This window comes from Aurantimonas sp. C2-5-R2, assembly GCF_036549495.1.
Taxonomy (GTDB): domain Bacteria; phylum Pseudomonadota; class Alphaproteobacteria; order Rhizobiales; family Rhizobiaceae; genus Aurantimonas; species Aurantimonas coralicida_A.
On record NZ_JAZHLJ010000001.1, the window covers coordinates 47,442 to 69,375 of the forward strand.

Sequence of the window (21,934 nt, forward strand, 5' to 3'; positions counted from 1 at the left end):
AGGACCCATTGCCTCATGCGCGATCCTTACGCCGCTCTTGGCGTCGCAAAATCCGCGAGCGAGAAGGACATCAAGTCGGCCTTCCGCAAGCTCGCCAAGCAGTACCACCCTGATGCCAACGCGAAGGATCCGACCGCCGCGGCGCGTTTCAACGAAGCCAACCAGGCTTACGAGATTCTCGGTGACAAGGAGAAGCGGGCGCAATTCGACCGCGGCGAGATCGATGCGGAAGGCAAGCCGAAATTCCAGGGCTTCTCCGGATTTGGCGGGGGCGCGGGCGGCAGTCCGTTCGCCGGACGGCGCGCCGGTCAGCCGGGAGGCTTTGAATTCCGCTCCACGGGTCGGGCGGAGGATTTCGGCGAGGAGAGCACGTTCTCCGACTTCTTCGAACAGGCTTTTCGCGGCGCGGGCGCCGGCAGGGGGGGTGATCGCGCCGGGTTTTCTGCGGCACGCGAGGCAGCGGCCAAGGCACCCGACATCAAGGCCAACCTCAGGGTGCGGCTCGCCGACATCGTCTCGAACGAAAAGGTCGAGGCCATCTTCCCGAACGGGAAACGGCTGGCGATCCGGCTTCCCGATGGCGTCGAGGACGGACAGGTTATCCGGCTGAAGGGACAGGGCCAGCCGGCGGCCTATCCGGGCGGCGCGGCCGGAGACGCGCTCGTGACCATCAATTTCGCCGTGCATCCGCGCTTTCGGGTCGAGGGGCGCGATCTCGTCCATGATCTGCCGGTTCCGCTGACGACGGCGGTACTCGGCGGCAAGGTCGAGGTCGAGACACTGGACGGGCGGATCGCCTTGTCGATCCCGGCCTGGACCGATTCCGGCAAGACCTTCCGCCTTCGCGGCAAGGGCCTGACCGCCAAATCCGGCGGCCGGGGGGACCTTCTCGCCACCGTTCAGGTCATGTTGCCGGCCGGCGATCACGAACTCGCGGATTTGCTGAGACAGCGGGCCGAGAGCGAGAACGCGGCCGGATGACCGGTCGCATTGCCATGCGTCTGTCAACCTCGTGCGCAGGGATACGCGGGAGGGCCGCGCTTGATGGCCGGCCGGGCCTATGTCATACCCGCCGCCGCAAAACTATCGATCGCCGAGACATCTGAAGGAACAACACCATGGCCCAGTCGACCGGTCTGATGGACGGCAAACGCGGCCTCGTCATGGGCGTTGCGAACAACCGCTCGATCGCCTGGGGTATCGCGAAAGCCCTTGCCGCGCAGGGAGCCGAGATCGCGCTGACCTATCAGGGCGACGCCCTGAAGAAGCGCATCGGACCGCTCGCCGACGAGATCGGCGCGGTTCTTGCCGGACATTGCGACGTGACCGACGAGACCACGATCGACGCGGTCTTCGCCGATGTCGAACAGCGCTGGGGCAAGATCGATTTCCTCGTCCACGCCATCGCCTTTTCCGACAAGGACGAGTTGACCGGACGCTATGTCGAGACGTCGCGGGAAAATTTCCGCAAGACGATGGACATTTCGGTCTATTCTTTGACCGCGGTCGCGGCACGGGCGGAGAAACTGCTGGTCGATGGCGGATCGATCCTGACGCTGACCTATTACGGCGCCGAGAAGGTGATGCCGCACTATAACGTGATGGGCGTCGCCAAGGCCGCTCTCGAGGCATCCGTTCGCTATCTCGCCGTCGATCTCGGCAAGCAGGCGATCCGGGTCAACGCCATCTCGGCCGGGCCGATCAAGACGCTGGCCGCCTCCGGCATCGGCGACTTCCGCTACATTCTCAAGTGGAACGAGTACAATTCGCCGCTCAAGCGCACCGTGACCACCGACGAGGTTGGTCAGTCGGCACTCTATCTCTTGTCCGACATGTCGCGCGGCGTCACTGGGGAAGTTCACCATGTCGATTGCGGATACCACACCGTCGGCATGAAGGCGGTCGACGCGCCTGATATCTCGGTGGTGAAGGATCTTCCGTAGGCGGCATCCCGGCTCACCATGACGCTCCCGAACCTTTATCTCTGCCGCCATGGCCAGACGGACTGGAACGCCGAAGGCCGCCTGCAAGGCCAGGAGGACATCCCGCTCAATGCCCTCGGTCGGGCCCAGGCGAAGCGCAATGGCCGCTATCTGCTCAGCGCGCTCGGTGACGGCGCAGCGGAATTTCGCTTTCTATCGAGCCCACTCTCGCGCGCCACTGAGACGATGCGGATCATTCGCATCGAACTCGGTCTGGCCGAGAGCGATTTTACAACCGACGCGCGCTTGGTCGAATTGCATTTCGGAGACTGGCAAGGATCGACCATCAAGGAAGTGCGCGCCCGGGACCCCGAGGGTATCGCGGCGCGCAAGGCCGACAAATGGAACTTCGTGCCGCCCGGCCCCGATGCGGAATCATATGCGATGCTCGCAGAGCGCGTGCGGCCGGTCTTCGAAGACTTGGGCGAGCCGACCATCGTCACCGCTCATGGCGGCGTCACTCGCAGCTTTCTGCGCTGTTACGACAACCTGGGCGCCGACGAGGCGTCGCATATCGGCATTCCGCAGGACCGCATCCTGCATTACCGGGACGCGATCGTCAGCTGGGTTTGATATCGCTCCGGGTCAGCCGGCATCCACCAGACGCAAATTGTCGGCCTCGTCGAAGATCAGCACGACGTTCATACCCGGCCGGACCGCTTCATAGTCGAAATGATCCGGCAGATCGTAAATCAGTCCGTCGCTTAATTTCAGCTGCGCCCGGTCGCGATCGATCGATTCGATCGTGCCGTCGACCTCCTCCGCTAACGAGGGGATCGTCATCGCCACTGTCAGGAAGGACGTTGCGAAAAATGCAAGAATTTTTCTGGTCACCAGCTTGCCCTCGTTCCGATGTGCGTGCGTCTGCGACCCGTCTCGGTCGCGGCACTCGCCGGCCGCCCCCGAAGCAGCTTGCCGACAAGGACGGAAGTTCGCGCCGGATTGTGTCAATTCTCGTACCGTCCGGTTACGTTTGATGTCGATCGGTTGCATTTGACGGAGTTGGTTAAGCTACCGTAATCGAACCAGCCCCCTACTCTCTCTTCTCCTGGCGGAGTTTCATGTCTCACAACAGTTTCGGTCACCTGTTCCGCGTCACCACCTGGGGCGAAAGCCACGGTATCGCGATCGGCTGCGTCGTCGATGGCACCCCGCCAGGAATCCGCTTTTCGGAAGCCGACATCCAGGCGTTTCTGGACAAGCGCCGCCCGGGCCAGTCCCGCTATACGACCCAGCGCCAGGAGCCGGATCAGGTGCGCGTTCTGTCCGGCGTCATGCCGGGCGACAGCGAGGGCGAACTGGTCTCGACCGGCACCCCGATCGCGCTTGAAATCCAGAATGTCGACCAGCGCTCGAAGGATTATTCCGACATCGCCCGGCGCTACCGCCCCGGCCATGCCGACATCACCTACGACATGAAATACGGCGTCCGCGACTATCGCGGCGGCGGTCGCTCCTCGGCCCGCGAGACCGCGACGCGGGTCGCGGCCGGCGCCATCGCGCGGCGCATCGTGCCCGGTCTCGTGGTGCGGGCGGCGCTGGTGCAGATCGGCACCATCGCCATCGACCGCGAGCGCTGGGACTGGGCCGAGATCGATCGCAATCCCTTCTTCTGCCCGGACGCGGAAACCGCCGAACGCTGGGCAACGCATCTCGACGCAATCCGCAAGCAGGGCTCATCGGTCGGCGCGGTCGTCGAAGTGGTCGCCGAAGGCGTGCCAGCCGGGCTCGGCGCGCCGATCTACGGCAAGCTGGACAGCGACATCGCCGCCAACCTCATGTCGATCAACGCGGTCAAGGGTGTCGAAATCGGTGACGGCTTTACGGCCGCGACGTTGAGCGGCGAGGACAATGCCGATGAAATCCGCATCGGCGCCGACGGCCAGCCGCAATTCCTGTCCAACCACGCCGGCGGCGTTCTCGGCGGCATCTCTACCGGCCAGCCGGTGGTGGCGCGCTTCGCCGTCAAGCCGACCTCGTCGATCCTGACGCCGAAGCGCTCGATCAACGCCGATGGCGAGGAAGTCGACGTCATGACCAAGGGCCGCCACGACCCTTGTGTCGGCATCCGCGCGGTCCCGATCGGCGAGGCCATGGTCGCCTGTGCGATCGCCGACCATTATCTGCGCCATCGCGGCCAGACCGGACGCGGGTAAGCGGATGCGTCAGGACGTGCCCGTTAGGAGATCGCGCGGTTGGGCCTGGCTCACGACCAGCCTGTCGAGCGCCGTCCTGTTCGCCGCGACGCTGTCGCCATTGCCGGCGGCCGAGCGCCTTCCCGACGGCGAGATCGGCACGTCGGCCACCGGCGATATCGCGGCCGCCTGGTTCGCTCGCCCCACCACGCGCTATGCCCACGGGATTCTCGGCGACGCGATCGAAGCCGGCTCGCTGGTCGCCAAGACGCGCGATGGCCGGACGATCGAAGCGGTTCTCCCCGCGACCCAGGTCTTCGAAGACCTGACGCCGCGCCTTGTCGATCTTGATGGTGACGGCCGCAACGAGATCGTCGCCATCCGCTCCGATCTCGCCAAGGGAGCCGCTCTGGCCGTCTACGGGCTGGCCGGTGGGCAACTGGTCGAGCGCGCCGCGATCCCGCCGATCGGCCGTCCGAGCCGCTGGCTGAACGTCGCGGCGCTTGCCGATCTTAACGGCGACGGCCGACGGGACATCGCCATCGTGAAGACGCCGCATATCGGCGGGACGCTGGAGATCTATGCCTGGCGAGGCGGCGAGTTGCGCCTACGCGCCAGCCGGTCCGGCTACAGCAACCATGTCATCGGCTCGCGCGATCTCGATCTGGCGGAGGTCGTGAGCCTCAAGGGCGCGCCGGCGTTGATCCTGCCGAATGCCGCGCGCACGGCGCTGGAGGTCGTGCGGGTCGGGCCGGAAACGATCACGCCCGTCGCCAGCATCGCGCTTGCGTCGCGAGCGGTCGGACGCCTTCGGCTCAGCGCCGACGGCGAGGCGGTGGAGGTTCGAACCGAAGACGGCAGAACGGTGCGAATCAGCCTGACGCAGGTAGAGAATTGATCCGCAGGACAAAGGCGCTAGCTCGTAGGCCATGACAACCCGACTCTATCACCATCCGATCTTCGTCGAGCATCTCACCGGCTCGGGTCATCCCGAGCGGCCGGACCGCATGAAGGCGGTCGCCGCCGCCTTGGAAGACGAGGCGTTCCAGCATCTCGACCGGGTCGAGGCGCCCGAGGGAACGCTGGAGGCGATCTATCGCTGCCACCCGGAAGCCTTCGTCCGCAAGATCGCGACGGCGATCCCGGATGACGGCCTGGCGCGCATCGACGGCGATACCATCGTCAGCCCGAAGAGTTTTTCCGCCGCGTTCCATGCCGTCGGTGCCGCCATGGCCGGCGTCGACGACGTGATGTCGGGAGCGGCCGACAACGTCTTCGTCGCCTCGCGGCCGCCGGGTCACCACGCTGAAAGCAGCACCGCAATGGGCTTCTGCCTGTTCAACCAGGCCGCCATCGCCGCCCGCCATGCCCAGGCAACGCATGGCCTCGAACGGGTGGCGATCGTCGACTGGGACGTCCACCACGGTAATGGTTCGCAGGAAATCTTCTGGTCGGATCCGTCGGTTCTGTATTGTTCGACCCACCAGATGCCGCTCTATCCGGGTACCGGCGCCAAGAACGAGACCGGCGCCGGCAACATCGTCAACGCGCCCCTGTCGGCCGGCGACGGCGGGCCGGCGTTCCGCGAGGCGTTCGCGTCGCGCATCCTGCCGGCGCTTGAGGCGTTCCAGCCCGATCTCATCATCATCTCGGCCGGCTTCGACGCGCATCGCCGCGATCCGCTGGCCAATCTCATGCTCGAGGACACTGATTTCGACCAGGCGACGGCGGAACTGATGGCGATCGCCGGCACCTATTGCGGCGACCGGGTTGTGAGCCTCCTGGAAGGCGGCTACGACCTCGAGGGGCTCGCGGTCTCGACCGCCGCCCACGTCAAGCGGCTGATGACCGGCTGATGCCGTAAGCGCCGATAAGCTCGAAAGACGCGAACGCCATGACAGACACCGATGAGGCCGCCCTTCCGGCCGACGATTCCGACATCAAGCGCATGAGCTTCGAGGATGCGCTCGCGGCGCTGGAGCGGATCGTCTCGGATCTCGAACGCGGCGACGTACCGCTGGACCGCTCGATCCGCATCTACGAACGCGGCGAGAAGCTCAAGAACCATTGCGACCGGCTGTTGTCGGCGGCCGAAGACAAGGTCGAGAAGATCAAGCTGAACCGGCAGGGCAAGCCGGTCGGCACGGAGCCGCTCGACCCGGGCTGAGAGACCCTCGTACCCAAGTGCGGATCATTTTATTGCGAAAGCAGCGCGCGCAAGCGTTCGCGGTCGTCAACGCCGCCCAGTTCTCGGATCGCCTCATCAATCCGTCGCGCCACAAGGTAGCTCGCGATCGCCCCGTCCCCAGGAGCCTTCCCCATCTCAGCGACGAAGCGTTTGGCGAAAGGCGCCAGTTCGTTTCCCGCCGCGCCCCGCAAGAATGCGCCAGCCGTTGCTCCGTCCGGATCCAACGGGCCAACCATGACCGCGCCCGTGGCCTGGGCCACATCATCCAACCCGGCTTCGACTGGCAGTAGTGCGGCAATGACGTCCGGCGCCGCGTTCGCGATATCGGCCAGTTCGCCAGCCCGAACCGGGACGAGATAGACGTCGAGTCCGCCCAGATGTCCGTCCGACTCCTCGTCGGCGTGGCCGTCACGCTCGTCGGCCGCGAGCAAGAAGGCCGCAACGATCTCGGATCGGGCAGCGTCGGGCGTATCCGGCGGCACGATCAGAACGGTCGTGAAGCTATGACCCCGTGCCGGCGAGACGAGGCCGCCCACGAGCGCAATCGAGCCCAGCATCAGGGGGAGTGTAAGGAGTCGGATCAGTCCGGTCAGCATGGCGAATCTCCTGATAATCGGGTAAATGATGAGGCTATTGGAAATGCCGGCTTGGCGAAATTGCTAGATGCGCTGCGCGGGCTTATCAGCCGGCCACCGGCTTTTGCCTCGGTCCGTTTGCGCCTCAGCGCTTGAATGGCGCAGGCTGGAACCAATTTAAACTGGAGACGCGCCGTTCCAGCGCAACGATACGACCGGCGAGGTGACGAAGTGCCCAACGAGTTGACGACACCGCTGCTCGACCAGATCGCCTCGCCGGCCGACCTTCGCCGGTTCAAGGAAAGCGATTTACGGCAGATCGCCGACGAATTGCGGGCCGATCTGATCGACGCCGTCTCCAAGACCGGCGGGCATCTCGGCGCGGGCCTCGGCGTCGTCGAACTGACCGTCGCGCTCCATTACGTCTTCAACACCCCGGACGACCGGCTGATCTGGGATGTCGGCCACCAGGCCTATCCGCACAAGATCCTCACCGGCCGGCGCGAACGCATGCGCACGGTGCGCCAGGAAGGCGGCCTGTCGGGCTTCGCCAAGCGCACCGAGAGCGAATACGACCCGTTCGGCGCCGGCCACTCCTCGACCTCGATCTCGGCCGGCCTCGGCATGGCGGTGGCACGCGACCTGTCCGGCGGCACCAACAACGTGGTGGCGGTGATCGGCGACGGCGCGATGAGCGCCGGCATGGCCTATGAGGCGATGAACAACGCCGGCGCGCTTGACGCGCGTCTCATCGTCATCCTCAACGACAACGACATGTCGATCGCCCCGCCGACCGGCGCGATGAGCGCGTATCTGGCGCGGCTGGTTTCGGGCAAGACCTATCGGACCCTGCGCAACCGGGCGAAATCGCTGAGCCAGCATTTGCCGGACTTCATGCGCGAGGGCGCCCGCAAGACCGAGGAATACACCCGCGGCTTCTTCACCGGCGGCACCTTGTTCGAGGAACTCGGCTTTTACTACGTCGGCCCGATCGACGGCCACGATCTCGACCACCTATTGCCGGTGCTCAAGAACGTTCGCGACGTCCAGACCGGGCCGATCCTCGTCCACGTCGTCACCCGCAAGGGCAAGGGCTATGGACCAGCCGAGGATTCCGACGACAAATATCACGGCGTTTCCAAATTCGACGTCATCACCGGCGCCCAGGCGAAAGCCAAGGCCAACGCACCGAGTTACACCAGCGTCTTCGCCGAAACGCTGATCCAGGAGGCGCAGGAGGACGACAAGATCGTCGCCGTTCATGCCGCCATGCCCGACGGCACCGGCCTCGACAAGTTCGGTGCGGTGTTTCCGGCCCGCACCTTCGACGTCGGTATCGCCGAGCAGCACGCCGTGACCTTCTGCGCGGGGCTCGCCAGCGAGGGCTACAAGCCGTTCGCGGCGATCTATTCCACCTTCCTGCAGCGCGCCTACGACCAGATCGTCCATGACGTCGCGATCCAGAAGCTGCCCGTCCGCTTCGCCATCGACCGCGCCGGCTATGTCGGCGCCGACGGCCCGACCCACGCGGGCGCCTTCGACACCGGCTTTTTATGCCCCGTGCCCGGCATGGTGGTGATGGCCGCCGCCGACGAGGCGGAGCTGCGCCACATGGTCCGTACCGCCGCACTTTACGATGACGGACCGATCTCCTTCCGCTATCCGCGCGGCAACGGCACCGGCGTCGACATGCCCGAGCGCGGCGAAGCGCTCGCCATCGGCAAGGGCCGCATCGTCAAGGAAGGTACGAAGGTCGCGATCCTCTCCTTCGGCAGCCGGCTCGCCGACAGCATCGCCGCGGCCGAAGAACTGGACACCTTCGGCCTGTCGACGACGGTCGCCGACGCCCGCTTCGCCAAGCCGCTCGACGCCGATCTGATCGCCCGCCTCGCCCGCGATCACGAGGTGCTGATCCTCGTCGAGGAAGGGGCGAGCGGCGGCTTTGCCACCCAGGTGCTGCAGCATATGGCGGTACGCGGCTTGCTCGACCACGGGCTCAAGGTCCGGCCGCTGGTGATGCCGGACCGCTTCGTCGACCACGCCGCGCCGGAAGCGATGGTCAAGACCGCCGCCCTCGACCGCAAGGGCATCGTCGACGCGGTGTTCCGGGCGCTGGGGACCGAAGCGGAGCGGGTGTTGAAGGCGTGAGGGCCAAGCTGCCGCTGAAAAGCGGTCGCGCAATCTGACAGGACAGGCCCGGGGATATCCCTTCCCCGCGAGGCGAGGTCCGCCTTAGCGGTTGTTCGTCAGAGTGCGAGCATAGGTCTCCAAAACGGCGTTCATGCGTGTCTGGTAGCCCTTCCCCTGCGCTTTATAGACATCGAGGACGGACTTCTTGACCCGCAAGGTGACCGGCTGCGTCAAGTCCGGCTCGACCAGCCGAGCCTTGCTCCAGAACGCGTCGTCGAGTTCGGGAATATCGCTGGTGTCGATGTCTTCATCCTTCACCGCCGCCAGATCGGCCGCGGTCATTTCCTTCTCGTATCGCTTCTTCATAGCGGTGCCTTTCTCCGCGCTTCGCAGGACGCGCGGAAATGATACGGATGTTGCCGTCGCGATCGGTATGAACCACCGTCAGGAAAATCGCGCCGCCAATTCGTCCGATGCTGATCTCTCGCGTTTCGCCGTAGTCGCGGCGGTCATCGATGACCGAAAATACAACGCCCTCGAAAATCCGGCTGGCGGTCGCGAAGCTCACGCCATGCTTTTCGATATTGGCCTGATTTTTCGTCTCGTCCCATTCGAACATGCCACATTATTGTTAGTACATATTGTACGTACATTTCAAGATTTTACTTGCACCTCTTGCCGAAGCGATCATTCTCGCCAGGCTCCCACTCCGCTCGCCGTCCAATCGCCGCTTGCCATTTGACCGCGCCGGCCGCATGACCTGCCGATGGCCTCCACCGAAGAACAGCATCTGTCGCGCGTGCGGCTCGACACTCTCGTTTCCGACCGCGGTCTGGCCGCGAGCCGGGCGCGCGCCCGCGACGCGATCCTGCGCGGCCACGTCAAGGTCGACGGACAAATCGTCACCAAGCCGAGCCTCAACGTGCCGCCCGAAAGCGAGATCACCCTCGACGACCCGGCCGCCGATTACGTCTCGCGCGCCGGGCTGAAGCTGGAAGCGGCGCTCGACCATTTCGCCTTTCCCGTCGAAGGCCGCACCGCGCTCGATCTCGGCGCCTCGACCGGCGGTTTCACCGAGGCGCTGCTCAGGCGCGACGCGGCGCATGTCGTGGCCATCGACGTCGGCCACGGGCAGATGCATCCGCGCGTCGGCGCCGACAGCCGCGTCACCCTGATCGAGGGGCTGAACGCCCGCGATCTGACCCGCCTCGACCTCAACGGCCACCGCTTCGATCTGCTCGTCGCCGACGTCAGCTTCATCTCGCTGCGGCTGGCCTTGCCGCCGGCGCTGGAACTGGCCGAGCCGGGGACATCGGCGGTGATCCTGGTCAAGCCGCAATTCGAGGCCGGCCGCGAGGCGATCGCCAAGAACGGCCTCTTACGCGATCCGGATAGCGCGCCGGCCGTCGCCGAGGCGCTTCGCGACTGGCTGGCCGCGCAGCCCGGTTGGCGCGTGATCGGCCTCATCCCCTCGCCGATCGCCGGCGGCGACGGCAACCACGAATTCCTGCTCGCGGCGGAAAAGCCATGAGCGAGCGCGTCACCATCGATCGCCTCGGTGCACAGGGCGACGGCATCGCCGAGACCGGGGCCGGTTCGATCTTCGTGCCGTTCACGCTTCCCGGTGAGACGGTCGAGATCGCCGCCATGGGACCGCGTGCGGAAGCAGCGGCGATCATCGCGGCCTCGCCGCATCGCCAGACGCCGCCCTGCCCGCATTTCGGTACTTGCGGCGGCTGCGACCTGCAACATGCCGACGACGCCTTCTATCGCGCCTTCAAGCGCGATCTCGTCGTCGAGGCGCTGGGCCGCGCCGAGGTCACGGCCGATGTCGGCGACCTCGTCCCCTGCCCGCCGGCGTCGCGGCGGCGCGTGGCCTTTTCCGCCGTTCGCGCCGGCAACCAAGTCATGCTCGGTTTCAATGCCGCGCATTCCAACCGCATCGTGCCGATCGCCGTCTGCCCGATCGCCCTGCCGGAAATCGAGCGCGCCTTGCCGGCCCTGCAAAAGCTGGCTGCGATCCTGGCCGACCGCAAGCGGCCCCTGAAGTTGACCGTGACCGCGACGCTGACCGGCCTCGACGTCGCGATTGCCGACGCGGCGAAACTGTCGGAGCCAATGCGCCGGCAGGCGGTGTCGCTGGCGCTGGGCGAAGGTTTTGCGCGGCTGTCGGTCAGCGGCGAGACGCTGGTGGTGACGCAACCGCCGACCATGGACTTCGGCGGTGTGACGGTCGAATTGCCAGCGGGCGCCTTCGTCCAGGCCGTCGCGGCGGCCGAGGCGACGATGGCGTCGCTGGTGCTATCGCATCTGGCCGGGGCCAAGCGCGTTGCCGACCTCTTCGCCGGCTGCGGAACCTTTGCCCTGCGTCTGGCGCCGCAAGCCACCGTTCACGCGGTCGAGGCCGAAGCGCCGCAGCTCGCCGCGCTCCTCGCCGCCTGGCGCTCGCGGCCCGGCCTGAAGCCGCTGACGACCGAACGGCGCGATCTCTTCCGCCGCCCGATCCCGGCGAAGGAGCTCAAACCCTATGACGGCGTGGTCTACGACCCGCCGCGCGCCGGGGCGGAGGGTCTTGCGCGCGAGCTCGCGGCCTCGACGGTCGGGCGGATCGCCGCGGTCTCGTGCAATCCGGCGACGCTCGCCCGCGATCTCAAAATCCTCACCGACGGCGGCTACCGCGTGACATCGGTGACGCCGATCGACCAGTTCTTATGGTCGCGGCATGTGGAGGTCGTCGCGCTTTTGGAGCGCTGAGCCGGGCGGTGGCGGCGCGAGGCTTGCCGTCATGGGCCATTCGTGCGAGCCAGCGTGGCATCGCAAGTCATGAGACGCCGACGCCTTGACCGAATTTCTCATCCAGTACGGCTACGGGTTCATCTTCGTCGTCGTCCTGCTTGAATCGACCGGCCTGCCGCTTCCCGGCGAAAGCCTGATCGTCGCCGCCGGCATGCTGTCGGGGGAAGGCTCCTTCAACATTCTCGCGGTGCTGATCGCGGCCTTTTCCGGTTCGATCGTCGGCGACAATCTCGGCTATCTCGTCGGGCGCCGCTACGGCCGCAAGATCGTGGTGCGGTGGGGCGCGCATTTCGGCCTCGGCGAGAAGCGTTTCGCCATGGTCGAGGAGCGCTTCCAGACCTATGGCTTCGCCGTCGTTCTCGTGGCGCGTTTCGTGATCATCCTGCGGCAGCTCAACGGCTTTGTCGCGGGCACCATGCGGATGAACTGGCCGGTCTTCCTGTTCTACAACTGCATCAGCGCGGCGCTCTGGGCCGGCGCCTACGGTCTCGGCGCCTATGTCTTCGGCACCGCGTTCCGGCATTTCTTCGCCGAATTCGGCACGTGGCCGATTATCCTGATTGCCGGCGGCGTCTGCCTCGTCGGTGTCGTCGGCACCTATCGCTTCCTGTTCAACGACGCGGATAACGAGGGCGGCAAGGCCGAGGAGCCGACCGCCCCCGACTCGCGTGGCTGACCCGCTGGGGGACGCCCCTCTACCGCGCCATGAACGCCCGAAACGCAGCCTTGGCCTCGTCGGAGGTCATTCGCTCGGAAAAATGTTCGACTTCCAGATCGATGCGCTCGACGATGTCCTCGCGCTGGCCGCGCAGCAGTTCGCGCGCGATCCGGAGCGCCTTCGGCGGCTTGGCCGCGAGCCGCAGGGCGGCATCCCGCGCCCCGGCCTCCACGTCCCCTTCGACGATTTCGTAGACGAGCCCCGCCTCGCGCGCGGCCGCCGCGTCGAAGGTGTCTCCGAGCACCAGCAAGGCGAAGGCGCGCTGGTCGCCCATCAGCTTCGGCGCGATCAGGGTGGAGCCCGCCTCCGGCGTGATGCCGAGGTCGAGAAACGGCGTCCTGAAGATCGAGCCGGGCGAACAATAGGCCAGGTCGCAATGCATCAGGATCGTCGTGCCGATGCCGATGGCGAGCCCGTCGACGGCGGCGACCAGCGGCTTGGAAAAGGTCGCGATAGCCCGCAGGAAATCGTGGACCTCACCATGGCGTGTGCCGCCCTCGGCGATGGCGATGAAATCCTTGATGTCGTTGCCGGCGGTAAAGGCGCCGGAGCCGCCGCACAGCAGCACCGCCCGGACGGCATCGTCGTTCCTGGCCGCTTCCAAAGCATCCGCCATCGCCCGGTACATGTCGCGGGTGATGGCGTTCTTCTTTTCCGGCCGGTTCATGCGGATGGTGAGGACGCCGGACTGGGTGCCGGTCTGAATGAATTCGCTCATGATGGGACCTACTGGAGAATCGCGTGGGCGGCGGCGAGGCTGGCGGCGCCCGCAACGACTTGGCGCTTCAGCGCACTCGTTTCGGTCAGGAGATTCTCGGCCATGAAGCGGGCGAGATGCGTGCGCTCCGTGCGGCTGGTGTCGGCCAGCGCGCCCTTGGCGAGATAGACGGCGCCGGCGGTCAGGCCGAACAGCCTGAGATAGGACGTCGCGCCGGCGAGCGCGGTATCCATGTCCTTGGCGGCGAGCGCCTTTGCGAGAAATGCCGTCGTCTCCTTCAGATCGTCGAGCGCGGCCGCCAAAGCCTCGCCGGTGACGCCGAAATCCGCCGCGTTCCGGCCGCGCACGGCGTCGACCGTCTCGGCGAGTTCGGCCAGATACGCACTGACGGCGGCCCCGTCCGACTGGCCGATCTTGCGGGTGACCAGGTCGATCGCCTGGATGCCGTTGGTGCCCTCGTAAATCGGCGCGATGCGCGCGTCGCGCAACAGCCGCGCGGCGCCGGTCTCCTCGATGAAGCCCATGCCGCCATGCACCTGGATGCCGAGCGAGGCGACCTCGACACCGATATCGGTGGCAAACGCCTTGGCGATCGGCGTCAAGAGATTGGCGCGCTCCTTCCAGGCCTTTGCCTCGGTGGCGTCGTCGCGGGTGGCCCTGGCCATGTCGCTCGCATGGCCGCAGGCATAGGCGATGGCACGCGCGGAACCGGTCAGCGCCTTCATCGTCAGCAGGGAGCGGGCAACGTCCGGATGCTCGACGATCGGGCTCATCTGCCCAGACGGCTCGGCGTCCTTGGCGAGGCGCGTCGAGCGGCCCTGGCGGCGCTCGCGCGCATAGTCGAGCGCCATCTGGAAAGCTGCTTCGGCGACGCCGACGCCTTGCACGCCGACCAACAGCCGCGCGTTGTTCATCATCGTGAACATGCAGGCGAGGCCGCGATTTTCCTCGCCGATCAGATAGCCGACCGCGCCGGCCTCCTCGCCGTCGACACTGCCGTCGCCGTAGATCATCGTGCAGGTCGGCGAGCCGTGGATGCCCAGCTTGTGCTCGACGGAATGGCAGAAGACGTCGTTGCGGCGTCCGAGCGACCCGTCGGCCTCGACCAGAAATTTCGGCACCAGAAACAAAGAGATCCCCTTCACGCCGGCTGGCGCATCGGGTAGCCGCGCCAGCACGAGATGCACGATGTTGTCGGTGAAATCGTGCTCGCCATAGGTGATGTAGATTTTCTGGCCGAAAATTCGGTAGCTGCCATCGCCGGCCCGTTCGGCCTTGGTCTTCAGCGCCGACAGGTCGGAGCCCGCCTGCGGCTCGGTGAGGTTCATCGTACCGTTCCACTCGCCGGAGACGAGCTTGGCCAGATACGCCGCCTTCAACTCATCCGAACCGTGCGTCTCCAGCGCCTCCACCGCTCCGACGGTCAGCGTCGGACCAAGGGCAAAGCCCATCGACGCCGAGTTCCACATCTCGAAAACGGCGGCTGACAACGATGTCGGCAGGGCCTGACCGCCATATTCCTCGGGGCCGGTCAGGGCGTTCCAGCCGCCGGCGATCCAGTCGGCATAGAGCTCCTTCCAGCCCGTCGGCGTCGTCACCACACCGTCGGTCACGGAGGTGCCCTCGCGGTCACCCACCTCGGCAAGCGGCGCGACCTTTTCGCTGGCGAAGCGGCCCGCTTCCTCGAGAACCGCGTCCAGCAGGTCGGGGGTCAGTTCGCCGAGCAGGCCTTTTTCCATCGCAGGCTCCAGACCGGCCACTTTCTTCAGGGCGAACGCGATCTCCTCGATGGGCGCCTTGTACATGAAATCTCCTTCAAAAACGGCCGTTGGAGCAGGCAATCACCGCATAACGAGCAATTCCACCCCATCGCATCTTACGTAAAAGTCAACTTTACGCAAGGAACCGAACCTTGGTCTCGACCATTTCCATGTAACAGTATTGGGGAGGAATTTGATGCGGTTTGTACGCTTTGGCCACCGCGGTTCCGAGCGGCCGGGCTTGATTGACGACGACAACCGCATTCGCGACCTTTCCGAGCATGTTTCATCGTTATCCGGGGCCTCCCTGGACCCCGACGAACTTGCTGCCTGCGGGCATCTCGACCCCGCCTCGCTGCCGCTCGTGCCCGAAGGGGTTCGCTTGTGCCGTCCCGTCCAGAAGATCGGCAAGATCGTCGGTATCGGGCCAAACTATCACGACAGCGCCAGCCTTGCGGGCTTCAAGGTCAATCCGGAGCCGACGATCTTCCTGAAGGCGGCGACGGCGGCCTGCGGACCCACCGATCCGATCGAGTTGCCCAAGCTGTCCACCCGGGTCGACTGGGGCGTGGAACTCGCCGTGGTGATCGGCCGCAGGGCAAAATATGTCAGCGTCGAGGATGCGATCCGGCACGTCGCGGGCTTTACGCTCTGCAACGACGTCACCGAGCGCAGTTTCCAGCTCCAGCGCGGGGGCCAGTGGTCGAAGGGCAAGTCGCACGACACCTTCGCCCCGCTTGGCCCGTGGCTGGTCCCACCCGACCAATTGCCCGATTACGGGGAGATCGACCTTTGGCTCGACGTCAATGGCGAGCGCCAGCAGTCGGGCAATACGGCGGACATGATCTTTAAGGTGCCGTATCTCATCTCCTACATCTCGCGCTTCATGCGGCTCGAGCCCGGCGACGTGATCCTGACCGGAACGCCCGGCGGCGTCGGACTTTCCTACGACCCGCCACGTTTCCTGAAGTCCGGCGACCGGGTGACGCTCGGCGGCACCGGGCTCGGGTCGCAGGATTGCCCCTGCGTCAGCCTGTAGCGGCGGCTGATTCTTCCTTCAGGCGGTCCCAACCCGCATCGGGCTTGAAACGGGGTCCGTGTTTGTCCGCCAATGCCTTCAGCCTTGCGACGATCTCGTCGACGCCGCGCTTCTTGGCGTAGTGGATAGGCCCACCCCGGAACGGCGCGAATCCGGTGCCGAAGATCATTGCCCCGTCGGCAACATCCTCGCTCTCGACGACGCCCTCGCGCAGGCACGCAACGACCGCGTTCAGCATCGGCAGGATCAGCCGGTCCAGGATGTCGGGGTCGCCCTTGGCCGAATCCGGCAGGGCGTCGACCGTCTGCTTCTTGGACTTGCCGTCGGAGTCGTACTCGTAGAGCCCGGCGCCGGTCTTGCGGCCGAGCGTGCCGTCCGCGACCATCTTCTCCAGCCAGTCCGGCGTCTCCGGAAAGTCGCTGTCCAGCCGCTCGCGCAGCGAGGCGGAAACCTCGACGGCGATATCGAGCCCAACCTGATCGGCCAGTTCGACCGGCCCCATCGGCATGCCGAATTCCTCGGCGATGCGATCGATCCGCTCCTTGGAGATGCCCTCGTCCACCATGATCAACGCCTCGGCCATGTACGGCGTCAGCGCGCGGTTGACGAGGAAGCCCGGCGCCGAGGCTACCGGAGCCGGCAGGCGCGATAACTCGACAGCGAAGGCGGTGGCCCGGCGTGCGGTCTCGGGACTGATCCTGTCGTGGCTGACGATCTCGATGAGCTGCATCCGGGAGACCGGGTTGAAGAAATGCAAGCCGACGAGGCGCGATGGATCGGCGAGCCCCTCGGCGAGGTCCGCCAGCGGCAGCGCTGAGGTATTGGTCGCGAGCAACGCGCCCTCTTTCAACCTGGGTTCGATGTCGGCGTAAATCTTTCGCTTCAACTCCAGCTTTTCGGGCGCCGCCTCGATGACGAGGTCGGCGCGGGCAATTCCGAGGCCAGCCGGGTCCGGCGTCAAGCGGTCCAGCGCGTCGCGGACCTTTAGCGGGTCCTTGAGCGTCGCGGTCAGCATCTTCGTCGCCGCGCGGATCGCCTTGCCGATCGGCTGCGTCGCGACATCGCCGAGCGTCACATGAAAGCCCTCGCGCGCCGCCCAGGCGGCGATGTCGCCGCCCATGGCGCCGGCGCCGATGACATGGACGTTCTTGATCGCCGAATCGCCCTGCTTCAGCCCGCGCATCGTCTCGCGCAGGAAGAACACCCGGACGAGGTTCTGGGCGGTATCGGTCTCGATCAGTTCGGCGAAGCTGTCGATCTCCGCCTCCTGCATCGCCTTGGCACTGCCGCCATGGGCTTCCCACAGGTCGATCAGCCGGTGCGGCGCCGGATAATGCGTCTTGGCGGCCTTCTCCGCCGTCTTCTTGCGCATCTGGCTCGCCGCCAGCGCGCGGGCCGGGCGCAACGAGAAGGCCTGGGTCTTGAAGCCGCCCCCAGCGGTCTTGAGCTCGTTATAGAGCGCCGCCTGCACGGCCGCCCCGACATGCCGCTCCTCGACCACCGCGTCGACGAGGCCGATAGCCTTGGCCTTCTTCGCGGTGACCGATTTGCCGGTCAGCATCATTGTCATCGCCTCCAGCGGGTCGGCGATCGCTGTCGAACGATAGGTGCCGCCTAGGCCAGGATGCAGGCCGAGCATTACTTCCGGAAAGCCCAGGCTGGCGTCGGAGACCGCAATCCGAAGGTCGCAGGCCAGTGCCAATTCGAGCCCGGCGCCGAGGCAATGACCGTTGATCACCGCGATCGTCTTCGCCTGGACCTTGGCCAGACGGTCGAGGACCAGATGCGCCTCCTTCAACATGCCGCGGATCTCGCCGGTCGAAGCGCCGGCGAATTGCTGGATGTCGGCACCGGCGGCAAAGCCGGAAGGCTTCGCCGAACGGATCACCACGGCCGAGGGCTTCTGATCGATAATCCTGTCGACGTGCTGCGACAGCTCCTCGATAACGCTCCGGTCGATGGTGTTGATCGCCTTGCCCGGACGGTCGAGCACCAGCCAGTAGACGTAATTCTCGTCGGTGGCGGCCCGCCAGTTACCGTGCTGCTCGGCTGCGCGTGCCGGCCCGAGTTCGAGGGCGCGATCGGAAAGTGCGTTCAGCATTCTGCCCATGGTTCTGATCTCGTCTTCTTGTCGGAACGCGCCGCGAAGAGTTTGGGACCTCGCGGCGCCGAATCGGGTTTCGGGCGAACAGCCGGCGCGAAACCCCGCGCCGGCATGGTGTCTCGTCGCGCGCTCAGGCGGCTTCCAGCAGCATCGCGCCGCCGAGGCCGCCGCCGATGCATTCGGTCGCGATGCCGCGCTTGCGGCCGAGCCGCCGCATGGCGTTGGCCAGATGCAAGGTGATGCGATTGCCGCTGGTGCCGACCGGATGACCGAGCGAGATGGCGCCGCCGTCGACATTGATGTTGGCGTGATCGATCCGACCGCCGCGACCTTCCAGGCTGAGCACCGGATCGACCAGGCTCGGATCGTCGAACGCCGCGAGGCAGGCCAGCACCTGGGTCGCGAAGGCCTCGTTCAACTCCCACAGATCCACGTCGGCCACCGTCATGTTCTGGCGCTTCAGGATCGGCGCCGTCGACACCACTGGGCCAAGACCCATGATCGACGGGTCGAGCCCGCCCCATTCTGAATCGACGATGCGCGCCAGCGGCGTCATGCCATGACGCGTGACGGCCTCCTCCGACGCCAGCACGACCCACGAGGCGCCGTCGGTGATCTGCGAGGAATTGCCGGCCGTCACCTTGCCGTAAGGCCGTTCGAAGACCGGCTTCAGCTTGGCGAGGGACGCGGCGGAGGAGTCCGGCCGCACCCCGTCATCGTGATCGAAGACCTCGCCGTCGCGGGAGAAGGCCGGCAGCATCTCGTCCCGCAGCCAGCCCTGCTTCGTCGCGTTGGCCAGCCGGTTATGGCTTTCGGCCGCATAGGCGTCCGCCTCACGCCGGGACACGTCGAAGAGATGGGCCAGCACTTCGGCGGTCTGGCCCATATTGAGATTGGTGATCGGGTCGGTGAGACCGCGCTCCAGCCCGATGACCGGCTTGAGGAACTCCGGCCGCAAACCGGTGAAGGCCTTCAGCCGGTCGGTCGTGGAGCGGGCGCCGTTGAGCGCCGCGAACCAGTCGACGGCGCCGCGCCTGAGGACGAGCGGCGAATGGCTTAGCGCCTCGGCCCCGCCGGCCAGCACGATGTCGGCCGTACCGCGCTCGATATAGCGAAACGCCGTGTCGATCGACTGCATGCCGGAGCCGCAATTGATCTGGACCGTGAAGGCCGGAATCTCGTCCTTCAGGCCCAGACGCAAGGCCGCGACGCGCGCCGGGTTCATCTCGTCCGCGACGACATTGACGCAGCCGAGGATAACCAGATCGATCGCATCCGCTGCAAAGCTCTGCCGCATCAACAGCGGCCGGCCGCACTGGACCGCGAGGTCGACGGGCGAGAACGGACCCGGCTTGCCGCGTGCCTTGATGAACGGGGTGCGGGCGCCGTCGACCAGATAGACCGCTTTCGCCATTATTCCGCTGCCTCTCGCTGTTCGCCCTTGCCGCCATTTTTGGCCGGACGATCATGTTGGGATGCGATCGGAGAGACCTCCGCCATCGGGAAAGCGTCGACCGCGATGACCTTGTCCACCGCCTCCTTGGCCTCCGCCAGCCGCACGAACTCCGCATTGGAGATCACGCCAGCCTCCCTCGCTTCCTCGGGATCGCGGATGTTGGCCTCGCGCAGCTTCTTCTCGATCGGCGCGGCCTCGCTCACCAGTTCAAAGGCCAGTTCCAGATCCTTGATCGGATGCTGGGCGTGCCCCTCGCCGAGATAGAGGTCCGGCGTCAGCCGGTCGCGCTGCGAGGACGGACGCATCAGGATCGCCGCGACCTCGCTGGTCAATTCGTCCGACGGCTCGTGGTAGGGCACGCCCAGCGGGAAGGCGATCGCCCGGGTCAGGATCGTCGCCCAGCGCGCCGGCAGATTGTCGAGGACGCCGTTGAAGGCAAGGGCCATGCGATTGTAGCCCTTCTCCATGATGTACTCGACCAGCGGCTTGTCGGCCTCCGGCCGCCCCTCGGTCTCGAAACGCTTCAGGACGGCGCCGAGCAGATAGAGTTCGGAGAGAATGTCGCCGAGCCGCGCCGACAGCATTTCCTTGCGTTTCAGCGCGCCGCCCAGCGTCAACAGGGCCAGGTCGGACAGAAGCGCGAACGCCGAGGCATTGCGCGACAATTGCCGCCAATGGCTGGTGAAAGCCGCATTCTTCGGCGCCGGGGCGGCCAGACCGCCGGTCCAGCCGCGCACGAAGCAGCGCAGGGCGTTCTTGGCCGAATGGCCGACATGCGCCCAGAAATGTTTGTCGAAGTCGTCCAGCCCCTTCTCCTCGTCCTCGTCGGACAGGGCCAGCAGTTCCTTCAGCATGTAGGGATGGGCGCGGATCGCCCCCTGGCCGAAGATCATCAGATTGCGGGTGAGGATGTTGGCGCCTTCGACCGTGATGCCGATCGGCACCGACCGGTACTGAGAGGCGAGATAGTTCTTCGGGCCGTCGATGATCGCCTTGCCGCCATGAATGTCCATGGCCCGCTCGATCGACTCGCGCATGCGATAGGTCGCGTGCGCCTTCATGATCGCCGACACCACCGACGGCTTATGGCCTTCATCCAGCGCGGCAACGGTCAGCCGGCGGGCGGCGTCGATGAGATACGCATTGGCGGCGATGTCGGCGAGCGGCTGTTGGATGCCCTCGAACATGCCGATCGGCACGTTGAACTGGGTGCGAACCCGCGCATAGGCCCCAGTGGTACGCGCGCAGATGGCGGCCGCGGCGGAGGATTGCGAGGGCAGCGAAATGCCACGGCCGGCGGCAAGCGCCGTCATCAGCATCGTCCAGCCCTGGCCGATCTGGTCTGGCCCGCCGAGAATCCAGTCGAGCGGAATGAACACGTCGTCGCCGTAGAGCGGGCCGTTCTGGAAATAGGTCAGCAGCGGGACATGCCGGTCGCCGTGGCGCACACCCTTGGTCGCGGTCGGCAGCAGCGCGACCGTGATGCCGAGATCCTCGCCCTTGCCGAGATGGTTCTGCGGATCGAACATCTTGAAGGCGAGGCCCATTACAGTCGCGACCGGGCCGAGGGTGATGTAGCGCTTGTGGAAATTCAGCCGGATGCCGAGAACGCGTTCGCCTTCATGCTCGCCATATTCGACCATGCCGGTGTCGAGCATCGCCGCCGCGTCGGAGCCGGCTTCCTGCGAGGTCAGGCCGAAGCACGGAATCTCGCGCCCGTCGGCGAGACGCGGCAGCCAGTAATCGCGCTGCGCCTGCGTGCCGAAATGCAGCATCAACTCGCCCGGTCCGAGCGAATTCGGCACCATCACGGTGACGCCGGCGACGACCGAACAGGAGGAGACCTTGCGCACCACCTCCGAATGGGCGGTGTTGGAAAAGCCCAGGCCGCCGTATTCCTTCGGGATGATCATGCCGAAGAATTTCTTCTTGCGCAGGAAGTCCCAGACCTCGGGCGGCAGATCGCGATCTTCCCAGACCAGCTTCCACTCATCGATCATCGCGCAGAGTTCGTTGACTGGACCGTCGAGAAACGCCTGTTCGTCCGGCGACAGCCGCGCCGGGGGCATAGCGAGCAACTTGTTCCAGTCGGGATCGCCTGTGAAGAGTTCGCCGTCCCACCAAACCGTGCCGGCGTCGATCGCCTCCCGCTCGGTTTCCGAGATCGGCGGCATGACGCCCTTGGCCCATCGATAGATCGGCCGTGTCAGCTTTTCCTGACGAAATGACATGGCTTCGCTCCGGGGTTCGCCGCATTGTTAACGAGGAATGTATGGCCCCGTGGATGGTTTCCCACCCACGGGCCAAGACATTTCCCACATTTTACGTAAAGG

21 protein-coding genes are annotated in these 21,934 nt (G+C 65.8%); 12 read left to right on the plus strand and 9 right to left on the minus strand.

What is annotated here, in order from left to right; translation table 11 throughout:
* Positions 1-15: 15 nt before the first annotated feature.
* The 3 genes from VQ044_RS00230 to VQ044_RS00240 all read left to right on the plus strand — a co-directional run bounded on the left by VQ044_RS00230 (position 16) and on the right by VQ044_RS00240 (position 2,555).
* Positions 16-981: a DnaJ C-terminal domain-containing protein gene (locus VQ044_RS00230; protein ID WP_327644933.1), complete on the plus strand. Its 966-nt coding sequence runs from the start codon at positions 16-18 to the stop codon at positions 979-981.
* A 137-nt stretch (positions 982-1,118) separates the two neighbouring features.
* The gene (gene fabI / locus VQ044_RS00235; protein WP_327644935.1) at positions 1,119-1,943 is read left to right on the plus strand and encodes an enoyl-ACP reductase FabI; all 825 of its coding nucleotides are present in this window, start codon (positions 1,119-1,121) and stop codon (positions 1,941-1,943) included.
* An 18-nt stretch (positions 1,944-1,961) separates the two neighbouring features.
* On the plus strand, positions 1,962-2,555 hold the full coding sequence (locus VQ044_RS00240) for a histidine phosphatase family protein (protein WP_327644937.1): 594 nt from the start codon (positions 1,962-1,964) through the stop codon (positions 2,553-2,555).
* Positions 2,556-2,567: 12 nt separating this feature from the next.
* Here VQ044_RS00240 and VQ044_RS00245 read toward each other — a convergent pair whose 3' ends face one another.
* Entirely contained in the window at positions 2,568-2,975 is a 408-nt protein-coding gene (locus VQ044_RS00245; protein WP_327622333.1) for a DUF1344 domain-containing protein, read from the minus strand.
* 68 nt (positions 2,976-3,043) lie between these two features.
* On the opposite strand from VQ044_RS00245, the gene aroC reads away from it, so the two are divergent.
* From aroC to VQ044_RS00265, 4 genes are read left to right on the plus strand one after another with little or no spacing between them, the layout of a single operon-like run.
* On the plus strand, positions 3,044-4,138 hold the full coding sequence (gene aroC / locus VQ044_RS00250; protein WP_327644939.1) for a chorismate synthase: 1,095 nt from the start codon (positions 3,044-3,046) through the stop codon (positions 4,136-4,138).
* Positions 4,139-4,154: 16 nt separating this feature from the next.
* Positions 4,155-5,015: an FG-GAP repeat domain-containing protein gene (locus VQ044_RS00255; protein ID WP_327644940.1), complete on the plus strand. Its 861-nt coding sequence runs from the start codon at positions 4,155-4,157 to the stop codon at positions 5,013-5,015.
* Between the two features lie 31 nt (positions 5,016-5,046).
* The gene (locus tag VQ044_RS00260) at positions 5,047-5,973 is read left to right on the plus strand and encodes a histone deacetylase family protein (protein ID WP_327644942.1); all 927 of its coding nucleotides are present in this window, start codon (positions 5,047-5,049) and stop codon (positions 5,971-5,973) included.
* A gap of 38 nt (positions 5,974-6,011) precedes the next feature.
* Positions 6,012-6,284: an exodeoxyribonuclease VII small subunit gene (locus VQ044_RS00265; RefSeq protein WP_327644944.1), complete on the plus strand. Its 273-nt coding sequence runs from the start codon at positions 6,012-6,014 to the stop codon at positions 6,282-6,284.
* A gap of 29 nt (positions 6,285-6,313) precedes the next feature.
* On the opposite strand, the gene VQ044_RS00270 is transcribed toward VQ044_RS00265, so the two are convergent.
* Positions 6,314-6,901, minus strand: a complete 588-nt coding sequence (locus VQ044_RS00270) for a hypothetical protein (protein WP_327644946.1) — start codon at positions 6,899-6,901, stop codon at positions 6,314-6,316.
* Positions 6,902-7,111: 210 nt separating this feature from the next.
* On the opposite strand from VQ044_RS00270, the gene dxs reads away from it, so the two are divergent.
* Positions 7,112-9,028, plus strand: coding sequence for a 1-deoxy-D-xylulose-5-phosphate synthase (gene dxs, locus VQ044_RS00275; RefSeq protein WP_327644947.1), 1,917 nt, complete (start codon positions 7,112-7,114; stop codon positions 9,026-9,028).
* Between the two features lie 84 nt (positions 9,029-9,112).
* Here dxs and VQ044_RS00280 read toward each other — a convergent pair whose 3' ends face one another.
* Positions 9,113-9,352, minus strand: a complete 240-nt coding sequence (locus tag VQ044_RS00280; RefSeq protein ID WP_327622340.1) for a BrnA antitoxin family protein — start codon at positions 9,350-9,352, stop codon at positions 9,113-9,115.
* The gene (locus VQ044_RS00285) at positions 9,318-9,629 is read right to left on the minus strand and encodes a BrnT family toxin (RefSeq protein WP_327644949.1); all 312 of its coding nucleotides are present in this window, start codon (positions 9,627-9,629) and stop codon (positions 9,318-9,320) included. Before VQ044_RS00285 ends, VQ044_RS00280 begins: the two co-directional genes overlap by 35 nt.
* Positions 9,630-9,776: 147 nt before the next feature.
* Here VQ044_RS00285 and VQ044_RS00290 point away from each other — a divergent pair, with 147 nt between their 5' ends.
* The 3 genes from VQ044_RS00290 (at position 9,777) to VQ044_RS00300 (ending at position 12,482) form a co-directional block, all read left to right on the plus strand.
* Positions 9,777-10,541, plus strand: a complete 765-nt coding sequence (locus VQ044_RS00290) for a TlyA family RNA methyltransferase (protein WP_327644952.1) — start codon at positions 9,777-9,779, stop codon at positions 10,539-10,541.
* Positions 10,538-11,764, plus strand: a complete 1,227-nt coding sequence (locus VQ044_RS00295) for a class I SAM-dependent RNA methyltransferase (RefSeq protein ID WP_327644953.1) — start codon at positions 10,538-10,540, stop codon at positions 11,762-11,764. The genes VQ044_RS00290 and VQ044_RS00295 overlap by 4 nt, the downstream gene beginning before the upstream one ends.
* Before the next feature lie 85 nt (positions 11,765-11,849).
* A complete protein-coding gene (locus VQ044_RS00300) occupies positions 11,850-12,482 on the plus strand; it encodes a DedA family protein (RefSeq protein ID WP_327622344.1) in 633 nt (210 codons plus the stop codon).
* A 19-nt stretch (positions 12,483-12,501) separates the two neighbouring features.
* Here the strand turns inward: VQ044_RS00300 and VQ044_RS00305 are convergent, their stop codons facing one another.
* Positions 12,502-13,242 (minus strand): crotonase/enoyl-CoA hydratase family protein, encoded by a 741-nt coding sequence (locus VQ044_RS00305; protein ID WP_327644956.1) that lies wholly within the window; start codon positions 13,240-13,242, stop codon positions 12,502-12,504.
* Between the two features lie 8 nt (positions 13,243-13,250).
* Positions 13,251-15,047, minus strand: coding sequence for an acyl-CoA dehydrogenase (locus VQ044_RS00310; RefSeq protein ID WP_327644957.1), 1,797 nt, complete (start codon positions 15,045-15,047; stop codon positions 13,251-13,253).
* Positions 15,048-15,198: 151 nt separating this feature from the next.
* Here VQ044_RS00310 and VQ044_RS00315 point away from each other — a divergent pair, with 151 nt between their 5' ends.
* A complete protein-coding gene (locus VQ044_RS00315) occupies positions 15,199-16,041 on the plus strand; it encodes a fumarylacetoacetate hydrolase family protein (RefSeq protein WP_327644959.1) in 843 nt (280 codons plus the stop codon).
* Here VQ044_RS00315 and VQ044_RS00320 read toward each other — a convergent pair.
* The 3 genes from VQ044_RS00320 to VQ044_RS00330 form a co-directional block, all read right to left on the minus strand.
* A complete protein-coding gene (locus VQ044_RS00320; RefSeq protein ID WP_327644961.1) occupies positions 16,031-18,151 on the minus strand; it encodes a 3-hydroxyacyl-CoA dehydrogenase NAD-binding domain-containing protein in 2,121 nt (706 codons plus the stop codon). The two genes, VQ044_RS00315 and VQ044_RS00320, sit on opposite strands and share 11 nt — an antisense overlap.
* Positions 18,152-18,275: 124 nt before the next feature.
* Entirely contained in the window at positions 18,276-19,559 is a 1,284-nt protein-coding gene (locus VQ044_RS00325; RefSeq protein WP_327644963.1) for an acetyl-CoA C-acetyltransferase, read from the minus strand.
* Entirely contained in the window at positions 19,559-21,832 is a 2,274-nt protein-coding gene (locus tag VQ044_RS00330; protein ID WP_327644964.1) for an acyl-CoA dehydrogenase, read from the minus strand. The genes VQ044_RS00325 and VQ044_RS00330 overlap by 1 nt, the downstream gene beginning before the upstream one ends.
* Positions 21,833-21,934: the final 102 nt, after the last annotated feature.

Bases quoted from the DNA above. Each gene is read 5' to 3' on its own strand.
- VQ044_RS00240 (WP_327644937.1), top strand. From the start codon at position 1,962: ATGACGCTCCCGAACCTTTATCTCTGCCGCCATGGCCAGACGGACTGG.
- VQ044_RS00310 (WP_327644957.1), bottom strand. From the start codon at position 15,047: ATGTACAAGGCGCCCATCGAGGAGATCGCGTTCGCCCTGAAGAAAGTG.
- VQ044_RS00230 (WP_327644933.1), top strand. From the start codon at position 16: ATGCGCGATCCTTACGCCGCTCTTGGCGTCGCAAAATCCGCGAGCGAG.
- VQ044_RS00295 (WP_327644953.1), top strand. From the start codon at position 10,538: ATGAGCGAGCGCGTCACCATCGATCGCCTCGGTGCACAGGGCGACGGC.
- VQ044_RS00270 (WP_327644946.1), bottom strand. From the start codon at position 6,901: ATGCTGACCGGACTGATCCGACTCCTTACACTCCCCCTGATGCTGGGC.
- VQ044_RS00330 (WP_327644964.1), bottom strand. From the start codon at position 21,832: ATGTCATTTCGTCAGGAAAAGCTGACACGGCCGATCTATCGATGGGCC.
- VQ044_RS00325 (WP_327644963.1), bottom strand. From the start codon at position 19,559: ATGGCGAAAGCGGTCTATCTGGTCGACGGCGCCCGCACCCCGTTCATC.
- VQ044_RS00285 (WP_327644949.1), bottom strand. From the start codon at position 9,629: ATGTTCGAATGGGACGAGACGAAAAATCAGGCCAATATCGAAAAGCAT.
- fabI (WP_327644935.1), top strand. From the start codon at position 1,119: ATGGCCCAGTCGACCGGTCTGATGGACGGCAAACGCGGCCTCGTCATG.
- VQ044_RS00245 (WP_327622333.1), bottom strand. From the start codon at position 2,975: ATGCAACCGATCGACATCAAACGTAACCGGACGGTACGAGAATTGACA.
- VQ044_RS00260 (WP_327644942.1), top strand. From the start codon at position 5,047: ATGACAACCCGACTCTATCACCATCCGATCTTCGTCGAGCATCTCACC.
- aroC (WP_327644939.1), top strand. From the start codon at position 3,044: ATGTCTCACAACAGTTTCGGTCACCTGTTCCGCGTCACCACCTGGGGC.
- VQ044_RS00265 (WP_327644944.1), top strand. From the start codon at position 6,012: ATGACAGACACCGATGAGGCCGCCCTTCCGGCCGACGATTCCGACATC.
- VQ044_RS00290 (WP_327644952.1), top strand. From the start codon at position 9,777: ATGGCCTCCACCGAAGAACAGCATCTGTCGCGCGTGCGGCTCGACACT.
- VQ044_RS00305 (WP_327644956.1), bottom strand. From the start codon at position 13,242: ATGAGCGAATTCATTCAGACCGGCACCCAGTCCGGCGTCCTCACCATC.
- VQ044_RS00280 (WP_327622340.1), bottom strand. From the start codon at position 9,352: ATGACCGCGGCCGATCTGGCGGCGGTGAAGGATGAAGACATCGACACC.
- VQ044_RS00315 (WP_327644959.1), top strand. From the start codon at position 15,199: ATGCGGTTTGTACGCTTTGGCCACCGCGGTTCCGAGCGGCCGGGCTTG.
- VQ044_RS00320 (WP_327644961.1), bottom strand. From the start codon at position 18,151: ATGGGCAGAATGCTGAACGCACTTTCCGATCGCGCCCTCGAACTCGGG.